Annotated in this window: 15 protein-coding genes; 10 read left to right on the forward strand and 5 right to left on the reverse strand. The window is 33.3% G+C overall.

The features are described from left to right. Both KTI78_RS14275 and KTI78_RS14280 read right to left on the reverse strand, forming a co-directional pair. Entirely contained in the window at nt 1–1,062 is a 1,062-nt protein-coding gene (locus KTI78_RS14275; protein ID WP_262446474.1) for a zinc-dependent alcohol dehydrogenase, read from the reverse strand. Further along, on the reverse strand, nt 1,062–2,099 hold the full coding sequence (locus KTI78_RS14280) for an aminotransferase class III-fold pyridoxal phosphate-dependent enzyme (protein WP_262446476.1): 1,038 nt from the start codon (nt 2,097–2,099) through the stop codon (nt 1,062–1,064). Before KTI78_RS14280 ends, KTI78_RS14275 begins: the two co-directional genes overlap by 1 nt. Nucleotides 2,100–2,883: 784 nt before the next feature. Between KTI78_RS14280 and KTI78_RS14285 the strand changes: the two genes are divergently transcribed. The 3 genes from KTI78_RS14285 (at nt 2,884) to KTI78_RS14295 (ending at nt 7,414) form a co-directional block, all read left to right on the forward strand. Next, a complete protein-coding gene (locus KTI78_RS14285) occupies nt 2,884–3,690 on the forward strand; it encodes a hypothetical protein (RefSeq protein WP_262446477.1) in 807 nt (268 codons plus the stop codon). An 862-nt stretch (nt 3,691–4,552) separates the two neighbouring features. Beyond that, a complete protein-coding gene (locus tag KTI78_RS14290) occupies nt 4,553–6,130 on the forward strand; it encodes an AMP-binding protein (protein ID WP_262446478.1) in 1,578 nt (525 codons plus the stop codon). Nucleotides 6,131–6,598: 468 nt separating this feature from the next. After that, nucleotides 6,599–7,414 carry a DUF6502 family protein gene (locus KTI78_RS14295; RefSeq protein ID WP_239977390.1) on the forward strand — a complete coding sequence of 272 codons (816 nt, stop codon included), beginning with the start codon at nt 6,599–6,601 and terminating at the stop codon, nt 7,412–7,414. A gap of 112 nt (nt 7,415–7,526) precedes the next feature. Here the strand turns inward: KTI78_RS14295 and KTI78_RS14300 are convergent, their stop codons facing one another. Both KTI78_RS14300 and KTI78_RS14305 read right to left on the reverse strand, forming a co-directional pair. Further along, nucleotides 7,527–8,129: a hypothetical protein gene (locus KTI78_RS14300; protein ID WP_016141513.1), complete on the reverse strand. Its 603-nt coding sequence runs from the start codon at nt 8,127–8,129 to the stop codon at nt 7,527–7,529. Nucleotides 8,130–8,132: 3 nt separating this feature from the next. Continuing rightward, entirely contained in the window at nt 8,133–8,612 is a 480-nt protein-coding gene (locus tag KTI78_RS14305; protein WP_016141512.1) for a PAAR domain-containing protein, read from the reverse strand. Between the two features lie 725 nt (nt 8,613–9,337). On the opposite strand from KTI78_RS14305, the gene KTI78_RS14310 reads away from it, so the two are divergent. Both KTI78_RS14310 and KTI78_RS14315 read left to right on the forward strand, forming a co-directional pair. Next, nucleotides 9,338–10,297, forward strand: a complete 960-nt coding sequence (locus KTI78_RS14310; protein WP_262446480.1) for an omptin family outer membrane protease — start codon at nt 9,338–9,340, stop codon at nt 10,295–10,297. Between the two features lie 161 nt (nt 10,298–10,458). Further along, complete coding sequence (locus KTI78_RS14315) at nt 10,459–11,046, forward strand: biliverdin-producing heme oxygenase (RefSeq protein ID WP_262446481.1); 588 nt, start codon at nt 10,459–10,461, stop codon at nt 11,044–11,046. Between the two features lie 224 nt (nt 11,047–11,270). On the opposite strand, the gene KTI78_RS14320 is transcribed toward KTI78_RS14315, so the two are convergent. Further along, nucleotides 11,271–11,969: a DUF1826 domain-containing protein gene (locus KTI78_RS14320; protein ID WP_262446482.1), complete on the reverse strand. Its 699-nt coding sequence runs from the start codon at nt 11,967–11,969 to the stop codon at nt 11,271–11,273. Between the two features lie 369 nt (nt 11,970–12,338). Between KTI78_RS14320 and KTI78_RS14325 the strand changes: the two genes are divergently transcribed. From KTI78_RS14325 to KTI78_RS14345, 5 genes are all read left to right on the forward strand, one after another. Continuing rightward, nucleotides 12,339–13,682: an EAL domain-containing protein gene (locus KTI78_RS14325; protein WP_262446483.1), complete on the forward strand. Its 1,344-nt coding sequence runs from the start codon at nt 12,339–12,341 to the stop codon at nt 13,680–13,682. A gap of 671 nt (nt 13,683–14,353) precedes the next feature. Then, nucleotides 14,354–14,908: a TetR/AcrR family transcriptional regulator gene (locus tag KTI78_RS14330; protein WP_262446484.1), complete on the forward strand. Its 555-nt coding sequence runs from the start codon at nt 14,354–14,356 to the stop codon at nt 14,906–14,908. Nucleotides 14,909–15,068: 160 nt separating this feature from the next. Next, nucleotides 15,069–16,028 (forward strand): helix-turn-helix domain-containing protein, encoded by a 960-nt coding sequence (locus tag KTI78_RS14335; protein ID WP_262446485.1) that lies wholly within the window; start codon nt 15,069–15,071, stop codon nt 16,026–16,028. A gap of 517 nt (nt 16,029–16,545) precedes the next feature. Then, nucleotides 16,546–17,562, forward strand: coding sequence for a helix-turn-helix domain-containing protein (locus KTI78_RS14340; protein ID WP_262446486.1), 1,017 nt, complete (start codon nt 16,546–16,548; stop codon nt 17,560–17,562). A gap of 265 nt (nt 17,563–17,827) precedes the next feature. Further along, nucleotides 17,828–19,638 (forward strand): ESPR-type extended signal peptide-containing protein (locus KTI78_RS14345; protein ID WP_262446487.1); only part of this gene is annotated, 1,811 nt, incomplete at its 3' end.

Consider the following 19,638-nt stretch of genomic DNA (forward strand, 5'->3'; position numbering starts at 1 on the left):
TCACCCAACCTCTGCAATACGAAGTAAAACTTTGCAATTAGGATTTTGAGGTGGGGTGAGCTTTTGTTGATTAATATCACACCCTACAATTTGAAATGCTTTTTCATACTCCGAAATTGGAAATTCATGGCTAATTAAACGTTCTGCTGGTATATGACCATCACGAATCATTGCATATGCGCGTTCAAAGCTATTATTTAGCGAGTCAATTGAACCCATAATAGATAAACTTTTATCTGCAATTTTTAAAACATCGATAGTTGCTTTTTTATCTTTGAGGGCAATATTGAGTAATTTTCCACCCGGTGCAAGATGCTCACAAACAACTTCTGTCAAATAGCCAGTCGTATCAACTACTAAATCGATATAAGCGTCTTGTTCTGGATATTCTGCTTGCATAGCCTCTTCAAAATCTTGATAGATTGAAGCTGCTGCAGGAACATTTCTGCGAGCAAAATCATAACGATATTGATTTTTTTCGACCATAAATGCATTCACACCTCTATGATGTAATACCCATAAGTAGAGCATTCCCATCGGTCCTGCACCAATTACGGCAGCACGAACATTGGTGTGGGTAATTGATAGTTTATCTACACCTGTGATCGTACAACTTAATGGCTCGGTTAATGATGCAGCAGCAAAAGAAACGTGATCATCAATTTTAATTAGAAATTTTTCTTTTGCGCGGTACTGTTCTGCAAAAGCACCATCATAAGAAACGCCAGCCTCTGTGCCTACTTTCGTTTCACAGTGATTAAAATTTCCGATTTGGCACATTCTACATTTTTGGCAAGAGTATGTTGGGTTAATCACAACACGATCGCCCACTTTAAAATCTCTTACGTCATTGCCTACTTGCGTTACAACTCCCGCTGTTTCATGCCCAAGAGTAACACCCGGATGTGCTACTGGATAATCGCCCGTAATAATTCCAACATCTGTGCCGCAAATACCACAAACTTGAATATTTACAATAACATCGTCAGCCTCAATACAATGCAATTCTTTAGTTTCAGTTAAGTTGACTTTCCATTGGTCTAAATACTTTAATGCTTTCATTATACGGCTGCCTTATTTTGTACTTGGGTTAAAATGTTGAAGGTTTGATCAAGCTTATTTAATATTTCATCTAGGTAGGCTCGTTCACAAATTAAAGGTGGGCGTACTTTTAGAGCAGAACTTTTTCCATAACGAGCACCACGAATAATGAGACCTAAACTCGAAGCTGTCTTGATGCATTGAGCTGCAAACTCTGGAGAAGGGGTGTCAAAACCATACATATAACCCAACCCACGAACGTTCGTTATTTCTAGATATTTTTCTTGTAGTCTTAATAAACCCTCTTTTAAATAGAGCTCATTTTTTTGTACGTTTTCTAAGATTTTTTCATCTTCAATAATTGAAATAGTTTCATCTAAGGCCACTAAAGAAAGGGGGTTCGCGCCAGAAGTACTTGAGTGTTCAAAAGCTTCTAAGACATCCATTTTTTCTTTCATGAGTACACCACCTACAGGAATACCAATACCACCAGCACCTTTAGCAAAGACAATAATGTCTGGGTTTAAACACTTTGCATAACCGTTTGAGGCGAAAAATGTTCCTGTTCTTCCAAAACCAGTTTGTACTTCGTCAGCAACTAGCACAATATTGTGGCGATCACAAAACTCACGGAGATAACTATAAAATTTTTGCGGGATAACAATATTTCCGCCATTTCCTAAAATTGGTTCAATAATTAAACAGGCTATATTTTTATTTGAACCAAATTCAATCAAATGGTCTAAATCTATATATTCATTAAAATTATGAATGTCACTTTGATTTTCTGCTGTAGAGGGTAATGGTATTTTTAAAGAATCAGGAATTACAACTTGGAAATCTTTAATTCTAAATGCATTACCTGAAATTTGTGCTGTAGCAAGTGATTGACCGTGATGTGCCATATAGAGAGTGATAACACCTGAACGGCCAGTAAATTTTTGTGCCATTCGAATTGCACATTCCACTGCAACAGAACCGGAAACATCACGCAGCCAGATTCGATTAATTTCTGAAGGTAAATAAGGCGTTAATTTTTTCAAAATTTCTTGCGACATCTCATTCGTATAAGCAGAACTTATATGTGCACAACGATCAATTTGTTGCTTAAACGAGGATGTGTATAGCCTAAAGGTAGATTAAATGTACCGGAAGCGGCATCAATCATGGGTTGATTGTCAATAAATAGATAAGGACCGTCACCCTTAAATTTAGTTAGGAGATTTTCAAACTTACTATTCATTTAATTTTCCATAGATGTTTTAAAGGCTATTACTTCATAAAATATTTATTTTTTATTAATTTTCATAAGCTAATAAAAAATAAAGCTGCATCATAAAGATGAAAATAAATATTTATATGTAGTGTGGTATTTATATTAATAAATGTAGATTTTTTACAAAAGTTAACCATGATAACAAACTGTAAAATCATTTTTAAGAATAATTGAATATACTTGTTTTTTAATGGGTTTTTGAAAGATAAAAATGAAGTGGTATTTAAGATGAAATAGTGTGAAAGAGTAGAGGTTTGATTTTTATATGGTTGTAAAATATAAGGCTAATCTTTCTAATTTTTATTATTAATTCAAGATGGGTACCTATTTGTAGCAATATTATAAAAATTAGGTTAGAAGTAATATGTAGTAGTCGTAAGGTATGTTTTGTTTTTTAGATAGTTAAAAGTTTAATGAAGTTTTTAATATTTTAGTTTTAAAAAGTATATTAAATAGAATTTAAATATTAAAATCTAAAGAAGGTGTGATTATTTTTTTTGTAACGTGAATTATGTAAAAATAAAAAAATGTTAGAATTTACGCAGGTTTTTTTAATTGAGTATTTTATGTTTTTTAAACATCTTCCTTTGTTGTTGGGTCTTGGATTTATTATTTCAGGATGTGGTGAACAAGGAAATGGAAGCTTGTGGGGCGGTGGGGTATCTATTCAGGGTACGGGTGGAGGGAAAGGTGGTTTAAAAGAACCTGCTCTTCCTGTTGAAGGGGATGGTAATTTCAAATGGACTCTTCCATTTGGAAGTTTTGATAACAATTATTATGATAATTGTGGTGGTATAGAGCGGGTAATCAGATTTTCTTCCGAGAAAAGTTTAGATAGTCATCCTAAGAAAATAGTTGATGTAGATATTTTAGTAAAAAATAATACAAGATTTTTTGTTGCTGATAATAGTGATTTGCCTGAAAAATTTATTGTTAAAAATAATGATGAAACTATAGTTGAACAGCCCCAGAATAAGTTAATTCAAGAATATCAACCTGGGGAGTGTAAGCTGTATAAAATAAAATATGAATTGGAGTATAGTAAATTTATTAATCAAGAGTGGAGCTTTAATTATAGTCCTGATTATTATATAGTTTTAAATAGTAAAGTTTTAAATAAAGAATTTAAATGTAAGGCTGTTCGCGATAAAATTATATATGCTGAAGTTCAGTCTGATAATGAAGAAGATGAAGCTTTAAATAACTTTAAAGTGGATAAGGAAGTAAATCGCTATAATCAGGATAATAATGATGATTTATTAGATTTATATCCTCAAGCCATAAGTTATAAAAAGCCTTTAATTAATATATTTGAAAAAAATAATAATAGATGTAAATTTACAATTACTTATCCTACTATAACCATAAAATAAGAAATTAACCATGTGAACTTGATAGCAGAATTATTCTGCTATCAAGTCTCTGTTTTATGAAAAATGTGCAATCCGCACATTTTTGTGTATAATAACTTTTAGCTCATCAAGTTAGCTGAAATTTAATTTATTAAGTTATTGATTTTGCTTTGTTTAATCCGTTTTTTATTGTGCAATTCAGTTTTACATCTGGTAAGTTATTTTGGTTCTATGGTTACTAATAAATTTGTTAAAACCTTTATTAAACGTAATGAACATCCATTCGTTATGCTTTCTATTTTTTTTTGTGCAGCTAAACAGCAGGGGTGGACAGATTATGAACTTTATTTATTAAGAAAAAAAATTTCCGGCTTAAAGAGTGAAGATATAGAAAAAGTCTTGAGAAAATATCTGAAATAAAATGTCTAACCAAAGTTTTATTGTAATTTTTTATTAGCAGGAAATACGTAGATGAGTAATTTAAGAGTTAAATATTTCAATGAATCTAGCTATAAAAAAATAAATATAGGAGGGCTCTTGGAGGGATATAAATTTTACTTATGTATTAACAATAAATTTAATAGTTATGAAAATCAATTGAAATATATAAAGAGTAATATTAGAAGGCAGGAGTATAGTCTCTACGGTGTTTATACTATTGAGGAGCTCATTAAACTTTTGGCTAAACTTTATGAAGATGAGTTAATTCTTATGAGAGGATTAACTGAATTTAAGTAAAATAGAATTAGACTTTTTGACTTTTATTAATAAATTTAAATCTATTTATGCGGTGAAATAAATAGATAAATACAAAGGGTTGTGGGGCTTCTTGGTGGGGCCATATTGATTATTCTTAATTAAAAGAAATGACTGAGTACAAATTATGATTTATTCAAGTGTTTATCCTTCTGTTGAGATTCCGACACGTGACCTTTATACAGAAATATTTGGAACACTACTGCCTGAGGAACTTGACCTAGTAGCTGTTACAGATGGGGTGTCCAAGTTTACTTACGGAGAGCTAAGGGCTCAGATAGATGCTTTTGCTGGTGCTTTATGGGCGAGAGGAATTAGACAAGGGGATACTGTTGCAATACAAGCACCCAATATTCCTTTATATGTTATAGCATTCTTTGGAATTCTTAGACTTGGGGCTGTTGTTACTACCCTAAATGTCTTATATACCTCTCGAGAGATTGTAAAACAGCTTAATGATTCTAGAGCTAAAGCTTATGTGACAGTAAAAGAAATATTGCCGTATGCAGAAGCTGCTGCTAATGAAGTAGGGTTTACTAAAAATGATATTATTTTATTGGATAGTGCAAATGGTTATATATCTTTAACAGATATGCTTGCAGAGAACCTCACCCCTCCAGTAATTGAAATTGATCCAACAAACGATATTGCAGTTTTACCGTATTCATCTGGCACGACTGGCGTTCCCAAAGGAGTAATGCTAAGCCATAAAAATCTAATGGTAAATGTAACTCAAGCATCATCGGTACTAGATGTCAATAAGAACGATAAGGTGATGGCTGTTTTACCATTCTTCCATATATATGGAATGAATATAATTATGAATTTAACCTTACGCAAACGTGGAACCCTTGTTACGCTTGCAAAAATGGTTTTTGCAGACTTTTTAAGCCTTATTCAAAAACAAAAGGTGACTTATCTTTATATAGCTCCTCCAATTGCTGTCCCACTAACAAAAAATCAGATCGTTGATAATTATGATTTATCTTCACTTCGTTTAATTCTTACAGCTGCTGCACCACTGGATGAAAAATTAAGCAACGAATTACAAACACGTTTTGCTGTTGATATTGCTCAAGGATATGGCATGACTGAACTTAGTGCCGTCTCCCATGCTACTCCAATTGGAAATAATAAAATCTCGAAAGGTTCGGTAGGTCTGATAGTTCCTAATATGGAGTTCAAACTTGTAGATGTCGAGACTGGTGAAGATATTACTGAAGTGCCGGGTGGTCGTACACGTTCTGGCGAGTTATGGATTCGTGGACCAAATTTGATGCTTGGTTATCTTGGGAATGAAGCCGCGACGCTCTCTACGATTACTTCAGATGGATGGTTGCGAACTGGTGATATTGCGGAAGTTGGTCCATATCAAGAGGTCTATATTGTTGATCGTCTTAAAGAGCTTATTAAATATAAGGGATATCAGGTAGCACCAGCAGAGCTAGAAGCTCTTATACTTCAACATCCGGCTATTGCTGATGTGGCGGTGGTGGGACATCCTGATAAAGATGCGGGAGAAATTCCTTATGCATTTGTAGTTTTGCAGCCGAATACCCATTTAAGTGAATCACAATTAATGGAGTGGGTGAGTGAGCGGGTAGCTCCTCATAAAAAAGTTAGAAGGATTGATTTTATTGAAGTTATTCCAAAGTCGGCTTCAGGTAAAATTTTACGTAAAGAATTAAGACCACTTAAAAATTAATATATAAAAGACTAATGAATAGTGTTTTTTCAAAGCTCATATATTTATATGAGCTTTTTTAGTTTTACTTTTCTCTTTATAAAAGAAATTTCGTTTAAAGACACATAGAGAAATATTAATTCAATCTTTAGGCCTACAATTACCTAATGGCAAGTTGCCCTGTATAGATATGGCGATTTACTCAATCAACCGAACTTGCTTTTAGGGGGCTTATAGTAAGATGACAGTGAAAGTAGAGTTTTAATTAAAATTAGATTTTTTTTATTTTTATTAAAACAATAGCTTATAATTTTTTTGTGTTATAAATTATAACGAATGGTAAAAAAACATAAGAATGGTTTTATAATATATAGTGTTTAAAGTAATAAAGTTAATTTATATATCTTAACTATGCTTTTGCTTTCTTATGTTAAATTTGGATGGATAAATTATCTTGAAAGATTCATTAGGGATTAAGAGGATCTAAACTTGTCACTGCCAACTTTATCTCATGAGTCAGAAGTCACTTTAGAGAGTGCTTTAGAAATCATGCGTGTACTTATGCCTCTATTGGTTAGATCGGGAATTGGATATAGTGAGTTTTCAGCTGCTTTAAGACCATTATTTTATAATGAAGCTATTTATGAGTTAGAAAGAATTAATCAGAAAAAAACAGACTCATCAATTAGTTTGCTGGCGGGTTTAAGTAGAAGAGAGGTAAGTGAGCTTCGACAAGTAAACAATGGGAGTCATGAGCTAATAGAAGTTAATAATGTAAGTTTACCAATTAGTGTGCCTGCCCGAGTAATAGGTTTGTGGATAAGTTTAGATTTGCCTCATAAAATTTTAATATATGGCGAGGAAAATAGTTTTGAGTGGCTAGTTAAAAATATTTCTACTGAAAAACATCCGAAATCTATACTGTTAGAGTTAAAGCGTATTGGACTAATTGAAGTAAATGATAAAACTGTGACTTTGCTAAAGGACTGTTTTTCTCCTTCGGCTAAATTGAGCGAAGCGAAACAAATTTTTATAGAAAATGTATGTTCACATTTATCAGCAGGGATTCATAATCTAATAGAAAATGATGATAAATACCTTGAACAGGCAATAATTGCAGATGAGATAACTCTCGACTCTATTAATAGATTAAAATATCTAAGTTTGGAGTTGTGGGAGGATATGTCAAAAAAAATATTAAAAGAAGCAATAGAGTGTTGTAAAGAAGATGAAGGCAAAGAGCAAGCAAAATTTAACTTTCGGTTAGGGGTTTATGATTATAGTGGGCTTATGTCCAATAAATAGAAAATTAATATGATGAAAATGAAAATTTTATAATAAAATTTGAGATTAAGCATTTTATTAAAGTGTGTATGTCAAACAAATTGGATTGACATACACTTGTAAATTTAAGAGATTATAAATTAAAAACTTCTTTAAACATTTTTTCGTTAATATATAAAGGGCCTGCATTGTTTTTTAAGGCTAGTAAATCTTTATAGGCTTTATTTCTATCTAATTTCATATGATTATATTTTAACTCATGTAAGTTTTTTGGTAAAAAATTAATATAACTTAATTGGGCGAAATCTTTTAAATTAATGAGACTGTCGATAGAAAAAGTAGATAAAAACCTAACTCTAAAAGCTGTATGTTCAAATTCTCTAATAATTTCATCAACCTCTTTTTGTGAGTGCTTAAGTACATAGTCATGAAATTTATTATACATTTTCTGGTGAAAGTCTGGGTCTTTAAAGAGCGTATCAGATATTTTGTATGTGTCCCATTCCATACCAAAACGTATTGCCATTAATAATTCAATCGTATTTTCGATAGAAGCCCATTGTTGGGTATTCATTAAAAAATTATAAGGACGTGCCGTATAATATTTTTGAAGATTTGTATGAGTTCCACATAATAGTTCAGTAGTTTTATAAATCTTTTGTTCTCTAGGGGAGATATCCCATATGGGTAAATTCCAAGCGATATTGGGTTGTATATTCTCTAATTTATTATTCATATGTTAATCCCAGCTTTCCATTGGTTTAGATAAGTCATAAGTAGTAAGAATGATATGTTTAACTTCTTTTCCTGACTCTAATAGGCATGTATTGCCATACTCATCTGTTAAACCTTCAAAAGCATTTCCCCCACAAATTTCTAATTTATAATATTGGTTCGATAAAGGATTTTCCGAAATTTCATTGATGAGTCGAAACTTAATACCGTAATTTTCAATATCATCTTCAATTGTTGAGCTTGATTGAGGCAATAATTTACAACCGCAGGATAGTAAATCATTTATTCTGGCTACAGGTTTGCCCATTATTTTATGATTAGGATCGCCCGTAATAATTTTTGAAACAGTGTTATGTTTAGGGCAGATAGCTTTGTCTCCTACACAAGCAATAGCCACTCCCTTACTTAAAGGCAGATTATTTCCTGAAATTACTTGTCCACCACCAGAGGTAGGATTTCCTACAAAAATATATTTCATTGTCATAAAGTGCATAAACCTATATTTTTCTCTATGTAGGATAGCAATCACTCCAAAGCCCTATTTGTGAAGTTTCTTTATAATTATTTAAAAATATATTATTTTTCTTTTTTGATTAACATATTGATTTTAAATAATTTTATTTTATTTTTTGTTTTAATATTTTTATTTATTCATTTATTTAATATGTCAATAGGTTAAGTGTTTTGTTTTAGTTTGGTGTTTAATGATTTTACGTTGTATAAACTTATAATAATTAATTGAGTAATAGAAGTTTGATAAAAATATAATTCTAATAACTTTTTAAATTAACTATTTAAGTCTTTTAAGTTATTATTTTTATTTTTAATAGAAAAAGAAAAGTATAAGAAACATATGTATATATAAGTAAGCGGGTAGACATATTCACGTTTAAAATTTAAAAGAGGCTATTGAGCTAGATAATTTGCTTATTTTGAGCCTATAAAAAGTGTTTTCTTGCCTATTTTATTCCCTTTTTATTGTTGTATAGAAAATGTAGGGAATGTAATAAAATGATAGTTTTTGTAACTTTATTTTTTTCAATATCTTATATGAAATACTAGAAAAAAAAGTGAGTTAATTAAGGACTTATGATTATTATTTATTTAAATCATAGAGATTAATTGATTTTTATTATTATATTTTTTGTGATAGGTTTCACAAAAATCAGCTTTGGTATTTCTTTCATCTCTTATTTTGGGAATTTAAAATTGAAAAAGTATTCTTTAATTTTTGCCGCTTTGGCCTCTTGCTCCGTTCAAGCAAATACAGATAGTCAATGGACTCATTTTACTCCTTCTAATGTATCTGCATCTTTATCATCAGGTATTTTAAATGGCGGTAAAGCACGCGAGTTAGTATTGGCCGATACTGAAAAAGTGTCTCAGTTAGACTGGGAAATGAAAAATGCGCCTATTGTAAAAGCAGATTTATCTTGGCAATTTTTACCGTGGTTAGCATTTAACGCGAAAGGTTGGACTACAGTTTCAAGTAACAAAACCACAATGGATGACTATGATTGGCTAGATGAGGAAGACTCAAATTTAGTCACAGATTGGTCTCATCACCCTAATACAAAACTTAACCATGCAAATGAATTTGATCTTAACTTTCAAGGATTGATTTTTAATCAACCCTCTTTAAAGGTAAGTGGTTTAGTGGGATACCAAGAGAGCCGCTTTAGCTGGAACGCAAGTGGAGGAACTTATCACTATTCTAGTAAAGATGAAGAGGGTAATTATATTCCTGACAGTGCGCAAAGTAATGAAGGTGAATTTGAACCAGGATACATGCTTATTGGGTACCAACAAAAATTTAGTGTTCCATATTTTGGCTTGGCAGCACAATATATTTACAAGAACTTTGAATTAAATGGTTTAGTAAAATATAGCCCTTGGGCAAAAGCCAAAGATTTTGATAATCATTATGAGCGCTCATTTATTTCTGAAAATAATGCAAAACGTTCTGATTATTATGGGGCAACAGTTAATGTTGGCTATAATGTAATTCCGGGAACTAAATTATTCACCGAATTTAATTGGAGTGAATATAAGCTTGCAAAAGCTCAGACATGGCAAGATGTTGATGGTGAGCAGGGATATAGTGGTGCTACAGGTGGTATCTCAAACAAGCACTATACTTTAAGTGTGGGTGTAAAACATACTTTCTAATTTAGTTGTATCTTAAAATTATTTTTAATTTAAATAATTAAATTTAATTTTTTGATTTTAGATATACCTCATAATTTTATGAGGTATATCTATTTAATTGACTATGTATTATGTCTGGTTTTTTAAATTATGACTTTTTCTTTTGATTTTCGGGCGGCTATATGAATACCTTTGTAAGACCTAATTTACATTGTAAAATAAAAAGACAAACTACAAGTGAGCATGAAAGATTAAGAAATTTAATGATCAGTTTAGACCTTTTTAATAATATAGGTCGGTATAAAAACTTCACATTAGCTCAATATTATTTCCATGTTTATGTTACAGAGATTTTTAATGTACATAGTATTGCTCATTTAATTTCTGGTATTAAATGTGCTGAAAGGTTGAATGCCATAAAAAAAGATATGGAAGACCTTGGCATCGTGGCAGAAAATGATGTGTTAAAGGATATGAAAAATTTAAATATATATGAAACTTTAGGCTGGTTATATGTTTCTGAAGAGTTTACTTTAGGCGCAGCGATTTTGTTAAAAAGTGCCAAAGAGAGCTATTATCTATCAGAGCATTTTGGTGCAAGAAACTTGGCAGAGCATCCTGAAGGTAGACTTAAATATTGGAAAAATTTTATAAATCAATTAAACCAACTTAACTTAAGTTTGGATCAACAACATTTGGTAGTAGACGGCGCATTTGCTGCGTTTAATAAATTTGGGACTATGTTGGAAAAGTTAGATGAATTGATCTAAATAATAAGAAATCAAAACTTTAACACAGGGCTAAATTATTTTATGTAATATAGCCCTAATTTTTTATATGTGATTAAAATTATTCTAATTTAAATTGATGTCATTTAATTTGTTAGATATTTTAAATTTGCTGTAGAAATCATTAATAAGCTCTCAGTTATTAAGTGTTATAACATCTAAATTTTAAAGGGAGAGGTTTCTTGTATGATGTAGAGAGAACATATTTAGCAAATCAACAGCAATCGGTACTCGCCATCTTTTTCAACAGGTGCCCGATGAACACAAGGTAGAACCTTTTGAGTAGGATGATCTACTGCCAAACGCCAAATATGTCCCGTACCTAAATTTATAGACTGTGCATTTGGTTTAGGCTGATAATGTAAATCAAAGAAATACTCTGCCAAAAAAGCTTCAAATTCAGCATCTGGTCCGTCATGTAATTCTTTGAGCTTTTCTCTAATTTCTGGAATTAGAACTTTTTGTTGAACCTGATCATTGGGCACAATATCACTCGCAGCGCCGTGATAGGTGCATAAGAATGTATCGGTTTCAATTGGGGAGCGATCAACATGAAATGAATATACATCTGTTGAAATAAAATCTAGCTCTTCATCGCGTTCATAGTGTTTAAGCAAATTAAGTACAGGTGAGGCACCAAATTCAGTTAACTGCTTGATATCTTGTAAAATAGTTTCTCTGGCTACATTGCCTTTTTCTGAAAGTTGTAGCGCTAAAAGGTCATCAACAGAAACTTCTGTAATATTTTCTTTTAACTTAAGTTTATTCACAACTTCCTTGAAGTCGCCCATCAAATTTCTATGCCAGCAAATCGCATTGGTCTCTCCTTGGAACTTTGTATTTGCAAGTTCAGAGAAGCTAGAAACTTGTCTAATTTGTTTGCTGTCAGAAAAAGCATTCTTCATTGGAGAAATAAAATATTAGAGCAGGTCTAATATTATAGCCTGAGCTGAGTTGAAAATATTCCACTTTAGATAGGTCAGGGTCTCTTTGAAGCGAGTAAAACTGTGAGTATTTAAGACTTGTGCCTGTTAGGCCGAAGCATGTATCGTTAGAGACTGATACTTTAAAATTATAGGAACCCTGAAAAGCGGATATCTTTTCATTAAACCTCTTAAATAAATGGATTTTATTGTGAAGAGTAGGCGATTTTTTAAACCCAAAAATATTAGATAAATAATAACTTTATAGAAAACTAAGTTTTATTGGTGGATTTTGAAATAGAGCATGACTGGCAAAGAGAGTGCTTTTTTATATTTTAGGTTGATTTATGTATGTTAGCTTCGTCTTACTTTAAAAAACGTCAGAAAAATTACCGCGCCGTAAAGGACCAGCAGCTTACAATTGCAGCCAAAGCAAATATCTTTATTTGCATCATTTTTTGTTTGTTTTGGACCATATATTTTGCATTCGCACAAATGTGGTTAATTGTTTATATGGATATCTTTTTTACATTGATCTCCATATTTAGCCTTTGTCTTATTTATATAAATCGTATTTCAGCGGGCATTCTTTTATCTCAAGTTGTTTTGCTAGTTTTTCCAGTCATTTTTTGCTTATTTTTTGATGTGGCAACCAATGACCGTCCGCAAGTGGCCCAATTGTTTTTACCTGCTGGAGCGATATTGGGGTATTTAAATTACCGTAGAAATCCAAGCTATTTACAATTTATTTTAATTTTATTGTCGATTGGGTGTTTTATATTTTTTAGTGGAACCTCTTTTAATCTTGAGAGTGCTATACCGCTATCTGAAGATATTCGTGACCATGGGGGATGGATTGCAACGTGTGTAGCGACACTCATGATTTGTATTTCAATCTATACCATGCAATTAGAAATACAAACCGAAAACTCCATGGTGCAAGATCTACGTTTAGCACTTGCGAAAGAACAATTTGAGCTTTTCTATCAACCACAAATAGATTCTTCCGAAAGGCTGATTGGTGCGGAAGCTCTGCTCAGATGGCGTCATCCTGTTTTGGGTTATGTTCCAACACCAGACTTTATTCCAGCAGCTGAAAATTATGGATTAATGCCAGAGATTGGAGAGTGGGTATTAACTCAGGGCTGCAAAGTTTTACAAGATTGGAGTAAACAAGCCGAGACCAAAGATCTTACGCTTTCAATTAATATTAGTGCTGATCATTTTATGCAGCCCACCTTTGAGCAAACGTTGATTGATTTGGTTCTGCAATACGGCATAAATCCATCTCGGCTCATTTTAGAAATTACTGAAAATATTGCTTTAAATAATTGTGTAAGCATGATTGAAAAAATGTATTTCCTATCAAAAAATGGAATTCAACTTTCTCTTGATGATTTTGGTACAGGTTATTCATCTTTAAGCTATTTGCAGAAAATGCCGATTAAGCAAATCAAAATTGACCGTAGCTTTGTGCAGGCAGCTTTGGAGGATAAGCGCAGTAATAAATTAGTCACAGGCATTATTAAAATTGGACTAGATCTGAACCTCAGAGTGTTGGTAGAAGGCATTGAAACGACTGAACAATTTAATACTTTTAAAGACAATGGCTGCACTGAGTTTCAAGGTTACTTATGGGGCTGTCCAATGCCACTAAATGATTTTATGGAACAATTGCCACATTTTAAAAAATAGGCAAAAGATAATTTAATAACAGGAGCTTATACGGTTCGTCGCTAAAAATTTCAAGTCAGCTACAAGAGGATGGAGAAGTTAAGTTTCCACCTTTTTTATTTTATATTTAAGTTTTTCCTTAAATATGTAATTAAATGAAAAACAATAATTAATTAAATATTTTCTATTCAATTTCACATTGACACCTTAGATATTGAAGATTACCATTTGCCTGCTGGCCTACATTGCCAGTCGGTCGTCGCGGACCGTCCCTTAGGAGCATTAAAGGTTTTATACTTTTAGTGTGTACACCCTCGTGCCCCCTCTATGGTGGAACGGAGGGGGACACCCTTGGGTGTGCTGGAGTCTTAAGGCCAGTCCGCGAACCCCCTTCGTTCTGCCACCATAATTTTAATGTTTGGCAGAACTCCAATTAAAAAGGAGTTGGCTTTGCACATCCATTATTTCTTGGCTCTCAACGCCAAAAGCTATAACGACACTACTTAAACTTTTAAAGCAGTTTGATCGCCGTAAGGTTTTCAGGCTTTAAATCACTTCGTCTAAAACTTAACTAACAATAAAACTTGAGATATGCCAAGCACAGTCTTTACGGGCTTTGCTATGCCTTTTTTTCTCCCCAAAAAGTATCTCATTTAGAAACAACAAGAATTTATTTTATAACGGTAAAAACTATGCCACATTCAGATCTTTCATTCCGTGCTTTAAGCGTGCTTCACACCTCAAGATTTCTTTTTAATAAATATGGTTTTCACAATGTTGGAATAGACCGAATTATCGAGTCATCAAAAACGCCCAAAGCGACTTTTTATAATTACTTTCACTCAAAAGAGCGCCTTATTGAAATGAGCTTAAGCTTTCAAAAAGAAGGGCTTAAACATGCAGTCATTTCGATTATTTACGTGGATAAAGATTTAACACTGGTTGAAAAACTTCGCAAAATTTACTTTTTACATGCCGATTTAGATGGGCTCTATCACTTACCGTTTAAGGCTATTTTTGAAATTGCAAAATCACATCCAAAGGCATATCAGCTTGTCATTGATTATAGAAAATGGTTTATCAATGAAATCTACAACTTGCTTCTAACAGTAAAAAGTACTGCCACAAAGCAAGATGCCCACATGTTCTTGTTTGTGATTGATGGGGCGATGACGATGCTACTGGGCGAAAATGGTGCACGTGAAAAGGAAAGTTTATTAGAGTATTTCTTCATACAATTTATGTAAGACAAAGAAACAGTTAGAAATATTGATCTTGTTACATCAAATAGCAATCTATTTTTTGCTAAACTAATAGTACAGTACTAATTAGTAATAGATAAGACTTTTGTCTTATTTATTACTATTATCTTTACCAGTTGATTTCCCTCTATCTTGAAAACCGTATATGAAAAATGAAATCCTTTTCACCACAGAGGCTATTGATGCACAGTGGCGAACAGAATACTGCCGTGACTTTTTTGCATCAAAAATTGAATTGACTCCCGTTTGTAAAGGAGGTCTGTATGGGAATACACATATTAAAACTGTAGATAATATTTTAATATTTAAATCTATATTTAATTCAAAAAAATATAGGCGTACAAAAAAAATTATCCAACAATCTTCAACTGATACATATTTACTTTGCTTAATGTTAAGTGGTAGGCGTTATCATTCTGATGGCGTTAGTAAAAATATTGTTGTAGAGGAAGGAGATATTTTATTTTTAGATTTAAATCTAGTGACCGAAGGGATAGCTGTTTCCGGACAAGATATACACCTTCATCTGCCAGGGGAGATAGTAAATAAGTTTTTGAAAAATAGAAAAATAAATAAAAGTATTCTATTGAAATCACATTGGCCTCTTACTAGAGTTCTAAGTGATTATATTTTAACAATATTTGGTGTAATGTTGGACTTGAGTTGTGAGGAAAATAATATCATTCTTGAAACAGTAGTGTCGCTACTATTTGGTGGGGCGAGAGATGAAAAAAAACCTATTGTTTATTCTAACGAAAGTAGCATATCTAATATCATCCTTAAAGATAGCGTATGCAATTTTATAGACTTAAACATACGAAACCCTGAATTAAATATAGAAACCATAATTCAACGTTTTAGAGTTTCACGTGCACATCTCTATAGAGCTTTTGAAGAAGAAGGAGGGGTTATGGCAGTAATACGTAAAAAACGTTTAATATTAGCTTATGAGGAAATTTCTAACCCTACTTCACAACTTAGCATGACTCAAATTGCTTTTGAATATGGTTTCACAGGTTGTAATCATTTTAATAGGGCTTTTAAAAAATATTATAATATATGTCCTTCTGAAATAAAATTTGAAGTTAGTAGTGTGACTGAATAGATAAATTAATTCGTTGAAGAAATTTTATAATCATATTATTGTATATGTTCTCAAGTTTTTTAATATTTCAACTGATAATAATATTAATCAAATCCAAAAAGAATATATTATTGTATATGTTCTCAAGTTTTTTAATATTTCAACTGATAATAATATTAATCAAATCCAAAAAGAATATATATTGTATATTTTTAATGTGTTTGTGTAAGATTTCGAACTATAATTTTTCTGTCTCGACAAATGAGATATATCCATTAAATAAATGAGACTTTTATCTCAATAAATGAGATTTTTTGCATAAACTTGCGTTTTATTTGCACTTAAAATCATTTGTTGCTACTTCCCTTATGGTGATGCACTATAAAAGTTATCCCACTTTCGTGTTTGTCGAATCATCTTTGGAAAAAATCAGGGAAGGTGCTTTTATGGAACCTTGCAATCAAAAGAAGTCTTATGGAATTACCAACCATTAATTTATTCAATGATCCGTTGCAATATTTACCTGAGGTAAACTTTTGTGCCGTTTGAGCTTACATTTAATACAGATCGTATTGATGAAGAATACCGCGTTGAATATGTTCGTAACATATTTGCCCCAATAGCTAGAGTTTTTCCACTAAATGAATTACAAGTGTCAACTAGTATACAAATTCGCAGAATTCATAGTGTTATTTTGGTGAATGTAAATGCCGAAGCGTATCGGTATGAACGTTCGAAGGATTTAATTTGGCAATCTAACCTAGATATGTACCTGTTAACAATTGCTTTAGAGGGCTGTCATTTTCATTGCGAAGAAAACCATGAAGTTTTAAATATAATGGATGGTGATATTGCTTTAGTTGATCTTTCCAGAAAATGTCATGGTGTAACCAATAAAGGCAAAAATTTACAAATTTATATACCCAAGGAGATATTGAAACACCGATTGGATGGTTTTAGGATTCAAAAGAATATTCTTCTTAAATCTAATAAGCCGATGACAAAAATTTTAAAAGACTATATGTTGGGTTTATTTGATGTAGCATTACGTTTACAGGAAAAAGAAGCATCGGTAACTCTACATACATTCTTGTCTTTATTGGTAACCGCATTAAAGAGTGCTGCCCCTCAGAACTTAGATCAACTTAATGAGTACGCGAAAGGCGGAGAGGTATTGAAACTCCGAGTAATTGATTTTATTGAGCAAAATATAAAAAATCCCGAATTGAGCATTGAGTTTTTAATGAAGAGCTTTCGAGTGTCGAGGGCGCATTTGTACCGGGCTTTTGAAGAAGAGGGTGGCATTATCTCTGTTATCCGTAATAAGCGTTTAGATATGGCATATCATGAATTACTTAACCCTTTAAACTCTATTACAGTAACAGAAATTGCCTATGAATATGGTTTTAGTAATAGTAACCAGTTTTATAGAGCTTTTCGTCAACGCTATGGTTTTGGTCCCAATGAAATAAAACGTAATCAAGATAAATTTAATCTCTATTTAAATACGAGAAATGATTTATACCAACACTTTAAACTAGCGATAAAAGGATAATTAATTTAAAACATTATAGATTGATTAAATAAAAAGCTGCTTAAAAATATTTTTAAGCAGCTTTTTTTTATATTAAAAAAATGAGACGTATTGCGCTGTAGATGAGATTTTTTGACGAGTAGTAGCTGCTTTGTATTCGTAGAATCGTCACAAGCCCCTGATTAATTTTTTGCTTATCAAAAATTAAAAAAGTTGAAGGTATTAAGAAACAGGGAATTTGAAGTCTATAAAACGAAAGTTGGTGTAAGTAGCCACGAGGTCTGAAATGAATAAAATTTATCGTATGATTTGGAGTGAGAGATTCGGGACATGGATTGCTGTCTCTGAATTATCTAAAAGCAAAACTAAATCAACCACTAAAAAAACTATAATAGGGACGTTAATTATTTTAGGTGGCCTTGTGGGTGCTTCAAGTGCATTTGCGGGCTATGAGGCTGGCGGAGGTAGTACATTTACAAATTGTACAACAGGTGCAGCTGGTGGAAATACTGGGTCGGGAGCAGAGGGACAAAACGCTATAGCAATTGGTGCAACTGATAGTACAACACCAGTCGCTGGGCAAGCTTGTGCGCCTAATCGGGGGGCAATTGCTATTGGTACAGGAGCATCTACTGCTGGAGTAACCCCTACATATGATACTACTCCTACTGGGGCAAATACCGCAAATTATAACCAAGGTATTGCCATTGGGCAAAACTCTACTGCATCGGGTGACCAGTCAATTGGATTGGGTGCGAACACAATAGCTAGTGGACATTCCGCTATTGCTATTGGTGGTGATGATGTTCTTCGTGCAGCAGCAATTAGTGGGGCTGAATACACAGAATTAACAGGTGATGTTCTACCTACTGCTTTTAAATCTACTACTGCTTCTGGTTCTGCAGCCATTGCACTAGGTATGCAGAATGATGCAACAGGGACTTTTTCGACAGCCATTGGTACGCGTTCAGAAGCATTAGGGTTGGCTTCAATTGCAATGGGTACCCGCGCACAAGCCACTGAGAAAGGAGCAATTTCGATTGGTGCTGTCTCTAAAGCAACAAAAGAAGGGGCCGTGGCATTAGGAAATAATACTACCAGTACGGGAGAGGATGCCGTTGCAATTGGTAGCAATACTACAGCGGACCAAGATCGAGCTATTTCCATTGGTCAAGGAGCAACGAGTTCAACTGTGGCTGGTGTAGCTTTAGGAGCAGGCAGTAAAGTTAATTCAGAGAACAGTGCTGCCATTGGTCAAAACTCAGTGGCTACTGCACAAACAGGTGACTCATTCTTAACGAATGTAGCAGCTTCAGATACAAATGGTACTGTGTCGGTAGGTGATGTTGGGAAAGAGCGTCGTATTCAAAATGTTTCGGATGGTGCATTAGATACAGATGCGGTGAATGTTGCCCAGTTAAAGAAATTAAAAGATATTAATGACCAGCAAGGAGCAACTACTGCACAAGGTTTGGGTGGTGGTTCTACTTATGATCCGACTACAGGTGCAGTTAGTGCACCGGCTTACACAGTCAATGGCACACCAGTTAACAATGTGGGTGATGCGATTAGTGAGCTGGATAAAGGCTGGGTCTTACAGAGTAATGGTGCCAATGCAGGTGCAGTGAAAGCTGGTGATACAGTTGACATTGGTACAGCAGACGGTGAAACCAACCTGGCGGTCGCGAAGGATGGTAACAGCATCAAGTACAGCCTGAATAAGGACCTGACCTTAAACAGCGTTACAGCGGGTAACAGTGTTTTAAATAACGATGGCTTAACGATTGCCAATGGCCCGAGCGTTACAGCTGACGGTATTGATGCAGGCAGTAAGGCAATCAAAAATGTTGCGGCAGGTGTTGATGGTACGGATGCAGCGAATGTTGACCAGATAAAGGCGGCGTCTGCAGCAGCGAAGACCAAGGTACAGCAGGGTGAAAACATTGTTGTGACCAAGAGCACGAATGTGGATGGTTCAGACAACTATGTTGTTGCAACAGCCAAAGACGTGAAGTTCGACAAGACCACGGTAGGGAATGTTGTTACAGATGGTGCGACGAACAAGATTACGGGAGTAGAAGCAGGTACGGTAGCGGC

This window comes from Acinetobacter sp. WU_MDCI_Abxe161, assembly GCF_025514355.1.
GTDB lineage: Bacteria > Pseudomonadota > Gammaproteobacteria > Pseudomonadales > Moraxellaceae > Acinetobacter > Acinetobacter pittii_E.

Coding starts and splice junctions, on each gene's coding strand:
- KTI78_RS14275 (WP_262446474.1), bottom strand. CDS start 1,062: ATGAAAGCATTAAAGTATTTAGACCAATGGAAAGTCAACTTAACTGAA.
- KTI78_RS14280 (WP_262446476.1), bottom strand. CDS start 2,099: ATGTCGCAAGAAATTTTGAAAAAATTAACGCCTTATTTACCTTCAGAA.
- KTI78_RS14285 (WP_262446477.1), top strand. CDS start 2,884: ATGTTTTTTAAACATCTTCCTTTGTTGTTGGGTCTTGGATTTATTATT.
- KTI78_RS14290 (WP_262446478.1), top strand. CDS start 4,553: ATGATTTATTCAAGTGTTTATCCTTCTGTTGAGATTCCGACACGTGAC.
- KTI78_RS14300 (WP_016141513.1), bottom strand. CDS start 8,129: ATGAATAATAAATTAGAGAATATACAACCCAATATCGCTTGGAATTTA.
- KTI78_RS14305 (WP_016141512.1), bottom strand. CDS start 8,612: ATGACAATGAAATATATTTTTGTAGGAAATCCTACCTCTGGTGGTGGA.
- KTI78_RS14315 (WP_262446481.1), top strand. CDS start 10,459: ATGAATACCTTTGTAAGACCTAATTTACATTGTAAAATAAAAAGACAA.
- KTI78_RS14320 (WP_262446482.1), bottom strand. CDS start 11,969: ATGAAGAATGCTTTTTCTGACAGCAAACAAATTAGACAAGTTTCTAGC.
- KTI78_RS14325 (WP_262446483.1), top strand. CDS start 12,339: ATGTTAGCTTCGTCTTACTTTAAAAAACGTCAGAAAAATTACCGCGCC.
- KTI78_RS14330 (WP_262446484.1), top strand. CDS start 14,354: ATGCCACATTCAGATCTTTCATTCCGTGCTTTAAGCGTGCTTCACACC.
- KTI78_RS14335 (WP_262446485.1), top strand. CDS start 15,069: ATGAAAAATGAAATCCTTTTCACCACAGAGGCTATTGATGCACAGTGG.